The sequence below is a fragment of the Mesorhizobium sp. M7A.F.Ca.ET.027.02.1.1 genome (genome assembly GCF_004022985.1).
GTDB lineage: Bacteria > Pseudomonadota > Alphaproteobacteria > Rhizobiales > Rhizobiaceae > Mesorhizobium.
This window is the reverse complement of sequence record NZ_RZOL01000447.1, coordinates 1-4,655: the sequence shown is the minus strand read 5'-3', so window position 1 is coordinate 4,655 and position 4,655 is coordinate 1. Positions and strand designations below refer to the sequence as shown.

General features: G+C 59.8%; 4 protein-coding genes. 2 read left to right on the top strand and 2 right to left on the bottom strand.

Annotation, left to right across the window (positions count from 1 at the left end):
* A partial coding sequence (locus EN749_RS30920; RefSeq protein ID WP_145991067.1) for a S8 family serine peptidase occupies nucleotides 1-810 on the top strand: 810 nt, incomplete at its 5' end.
* Nucleotides 811-1,310: 500 nt separating this feature from the next.
* A complete protein-coding gene (locus tag EN749_RS30915) occupies nucleotides 1,311-3,506 on the top strand; it encodes an adenylate/guanylate cyclase domain-containing protein (RefSeq protein ID WP_127808230.1) in 2,196 nt (731 codons plus the stop codon).
* A gap of 11 nt (nucleotides 3,507-3,517) precedes the next feature.
* Here EN749_RS30915 and EN749_RS30910 read toward each other — a convergent pair whose 3' ends face one another.
* A complete protein-coding gene (locus EN749_RS30910) occupies nucleotides 3,518-4,036 on the bottom strand; it encodes a YHS domain-containing (seleno)protein (RefSeq protein WP_127320817.1) in 519 nt (172 codons plus the stop codon).
* Nucleotides 4,037-4,049: 13 nt separating this feature from the next.
* Nucleotides 4,050-4,640, bottom strand: a complete 591-nt coding sequence (locus EN749_RS30905; protein WP_127320823.1) for an ankyrin repeat domain-containing protein — start codon at nucleotides 4,638-4,640, stop codon at nucleotides 4,050-4,052.
* Between the last annotated feature and the right edge of the window lie 15 nt (nucleotides 4,641-4,655).

The window sequence follows — 4,655 nt, the reverse complement described above, 5'->3', positions numbered from 1 at the left end:
CAGCAGGCCGCCGGCATCGTCAACTATGCGTTCGATCGTATCGCGCTCGATGCCAAGCAGGCGAGCGGCGAAAACGTCCGCATCGCGGTGATCGACACTGGCATCGACGACACCAACCCGGCGCTGTCGGGCGTCATTGCCGGGCAGTTCGACGCCATGCCCGACGTGCCGATCGAAAAGCGCGATCACGGCACGTCGATCGACGGGCTGATCGCCGGCGTCGGCGTGCTGGAAGGCATGGCCCCGGGCGCAAAGATCTATCACGCCCGCGCCTTCGAGGGCGGCAAGTCGACCATGGACGTCATCCTGTCGGCGCTCGACTGGGCGGCGGAACAGGACGTGCGCATCATCAATATGAGCTTCGTCGGGCCGAAGAACGATTTGCTCGGCGTCGCCTGCCGCAATGCCCGCGCACTCGGCATGGTGCTGGTCGCCGCAGCCGGCAACAACGGGCCGAAGGCGCCCTATGGCTATCCGGCGGCTTTCGATGGTGTCATCGCAGTCACCGCCACTGATGCCAAGGACGGGCTGATGCCGCAGGCCAATCGCGGCGCCTATGTCTTCATCTCGGCGCCCGGCGTCGAGATGGTGGCGCCGAGCGGCGGCGGTTCGGACGTGGTCACCGGCACCTCGTTTGCGGCGGCGATCGTGAGCGGCGCCATCGCCAATCTCATCCATGCCGCGCCCGATCGCTCGGCCGACGACATCGAGAAGGCGCTCGCGGCGACGGCCAGGGATCTCGGCCCCAAGGGACGCGACGATGATTTCGGCTACGGTCTGCTGGACATCAGGGCGGCGGCGAGGGAATAAGGTCAGTCAAAGTGGGTTTGGGTCAAAACTCTATCAAGTGACTGCCGTCAATGGCTGAGATGGGTGGGCAGCGGAAGCCCGAGGCTGGCACCGAGCAGCAACTACATTAACCAGAAACAGTCATCCGCCACCGTTGTCGAATGACCGGGATGAGGCCGGAAACTGACGGTCGGCTTTCAACTGTTAAAGGGGTGGAAGCGGACTTTCAGAACTTGGGGAGCATCGACGCGATCTGACCCATTCCGGTCATTCCCAGAGCATTTCGGCGTCTCCAAAGCGGACACTCAAACCAAGCCGGCGCTGATGACCTAAGCGGACATCTTGTCGAGAGAGCATTCCGTTCAGATTCGTGGGTGGAAGGTCCGGCGCGTTGCCATTCCGAGTAACACCGCCCCTCTAGCTGTGCCGTAACACGGTCGCGCACACTCGCGTCCGAAGCAGGACTAGAATAGGCTGGAGCCAAAGCCGCTTGGACCGACCAGGGAAGGCGCAGGGCACGTATGGAGCGACGGCTTACAGCAATACTTGCTGCCGACGTGGTTGGTTACAGCCGCCTCATGGGCGAGGACGAGGTAGGAACGCTTGAGGGACTGAAGAGCTGCCGTCGCGAACTGATCGACCCCGAGATCAAGAAACACCACGGCCGCATAATCAAGCTAATGGGCGACGGCGCGCTCGTCGAGTTCGCCAGCGTCGTCGATGCCGTCCAGTGTGCTGCTGTGATCCAGCGCCGGATGGTCGACCGCAACAAGGGTATCCCCGAAGCCCGGCAGCTCCGGTTTCGCATCGGCGTCAATCTCGGCGACGTCATCGTAGAGGGCGACGACATCTATGGAGATGGCGTGAATATCGCGGCGCGCCTGGAAGCGATGGCCGAGCCAGGCGGTGTTTGCATCTCCGGGACGGCGTTCGATCACGCGGTGCACAAAGTGGATGTCGGCTTTGCGGATCTCGGAGGGCAGCGCCTCAAAAATATCGCCGATTCGGTTCGCGCCTATCGGGTTCTGCTCGATCCCGGAGACGCGGGGAAGATCTTAGCGGCGCCAAGCCGGCCAGGTTCCCCCATCATGATTTTGGCAGGAGTAGCAGCGCTGCTCGTCGTCTTGCTTGCAGGCATTTTTGCATGGCAATGGCAAAAACTCTCCGCGCTCGAAAAGCCCTCCATTGCAGTACTGCCGTTTACGAACCTGAGCGGCGATCCTGGCCAGGACTATTTTGCCGACGGCATCACTGAAGATTTGATCACCGATCTTGCGAAGCTTTCCGGGCTCGATGTGATCGCCCGTAACTCCGTCTTCGCCTACAAAGGAACCTCCCCCGTTTTGGCAGATATTGGGCGTGACCTTGGCGTGCAATTTGTCGTTGACGGCAGCGTGAGGCGGACCGGCGATCAAATCCGCCTCAACGCGCAGCTCATCGATATCGCCACTGGCGACAATCTATGGGCTAATCGGTTCAATCGCGGCATCGCGGACGTGTTTGCGGTCCAGGACGAGATGAGCCGGGAAATCGCCAAGGCGCTTGGCGTCCAAGCTTCGGCAGCCGAGAGAGAGCGAATGGCACGCCCGCCGACTGCAAATCTCGAAGCCTATGATACCTACCTCCGTGCGGAGCGGGAGGCGCGCACCGGTCGAGGCGACGGATTGCGCGAGGCGCTTGCGCTGTATGAGAAGGCGCAGAAGCTCGACCCCACCTTCGCCGAGGCCTTTGCCGCCGACGCACGGCTGAGTGTCTATCTTTGGCGGACTGCCTCCGATGATATCATTCAGAGCGCGCTTGCGCGAAAGAGAGCATATGAGAAGGCAAGCCGTGCTTTGGAGCTCGATTCGGATTTTTCATCGCCCTACGCCGTTCTCGGGATTATGCAGGTCATGGATCGCCGCTATGAAGATGCGATCACCTCGGCGGAGCGTGCTGTCGCATTAGGCTCCGGAGACGCTGCGACGGAAATTGCCGTTGGTTATATCCAGCTGTTCGCCGGCAACCATAACAAAGCGGCATTGGCGGTCGAGACGGCATTGAAACTTGATCCCAATCTGGCTCCGATAGACCGGGAGGTTGTCGGGGTTGTCTTGCTTTTGCTCGGGGACATCAGGAAAGCCATTGAGACTCTCGAGCGCGCTCGCGACGATGCTCCAGAGGCGGGCAGCCTGAGGATTCTGCTCGCAGCGGCCTATGCCCGCGCCGGTCGCACAGAGGACGCCAAAGCGGCGATTGCGGACGGCCTCCGGCTGGTGACGAAGACCGAATCCTTGGCTCGACTGCGGTCGTTGGACGCGTTTCGGAATCACTATGCCCATCTTCGCAACGCTGAAGATTTGGCACCGCTCATCGACGCCCTCCGTCTGGCAGGACTTCCCGAATGGCCGTTCGGCTTCACCGCCGACGAACAGGACCGGTTGAACGGTGCGGAAATCGCATCTTTTGTTGTTGGCAAGACCTTGAAAGGCAACCTCGAACCGGATGGGCTTCCAGCCATTATGCAGATAGAACAGGACGGCACGGCAGTCTTCCGAACGATGACACGAATGCTCACCGAGAGGGTCTACGTCGATCGCGACCTCTTATGTGAGCATAGCGAAAATATGTTTGGGCGGCCCATCTGTGGTCCCGTCTACAGACGCAGGGACGCTGCCGGCAACGGGTATTCGTATGTCAATACAGGTATGGTGTTTCACTTCGTGACAGTGAATTGAGCTCGCAAGACTCAGGGGTTATTGATCAAGTTCCAATCCGGCACATCGACTGCCAACTTTGCTTCGACGATCGGCCATTTTGCATCGCCCTTCGGAACAAGATCATCGGCATTGTCCGCAAAGGCGGCCGCGTTCCCTTCGTCGTAGATCAAGTAGAGCTTGCCATCGATGATCTTGAATGCTTCCGGATCGACATTGACGGTGACGGATTCGTGGAGTGCGACCTCGCCCGCGCAGTAACCACCGTATTGAGGAGCGTATTTGGCAGGTTCGCTCATGAACATTTCCTTGTGTTCCTTGCTGGCGAAATGCCACGGCGTGCCAAGCCACTCATAGGAAAAGTCTTCGGAACCCTTCACGGCCTTGCCATCGGTGAAATAAGCGACCGTGTCGTAGCCCATGATCGCCACTCCGCCGAAGTAGCCGGTATTCACCGAGTCGGCCAAGGCAGAGCCTGCACCGGCCATCAAGGTGAGCGCACATATGACTGCCGACGCCGAATTGGAAACCAGTCTAGTCGATCTGTTCATCTGCGTTCTCCGTTCAATCGTGGATAGCTTCGCACTTCGCAGCGTTCGCTTCGCCAAGGACGTTCGCCTGGCACGTCGCGCCATGCCGTTTGAATAGTTTTATGATGTCGGTATTGCCTTTCCAGAACGCGCGGGTAATCGGCATGTAGCCATGACCCTCGGCATGGTTCACATCCGCACCTTGCGCAATGAGGAATTCTGCGAGTTCTACATGGTTTTCCTCACCCGCTATCACCAAGGGTGTGACCCCAGACTTGTTAGCCGAGTCTTCGAGCACCGCCCCCTGTTCGAGCAACAGCTTGGCGACTGGGAGACTTCCAGAAAAGGCAGCCGCGTGGAGGGGGGTAAACCCACCGGAATTGCGCGCCATGACGTCGGCGCCCTTGCTCAGCAGGAATTCCGCAATGGGAAGCTGATCGTCGAGAGCAGCAGCGATGAGGAGCGTTGCCTGGTCGCGTGCCCGGCTGTCGACGTCGGCACCGCCCGCCAAGGCTTGCTCCACGGCATTCTTGTCGCCGGCGGTGATGGAGTCGAACAACGGCTCACCTGCGACTACTCTTGTAGCCGCCAATACCAGCATAGTAAGTGCCAGCAGTCCGCGCATCATGTAGAATAGCAT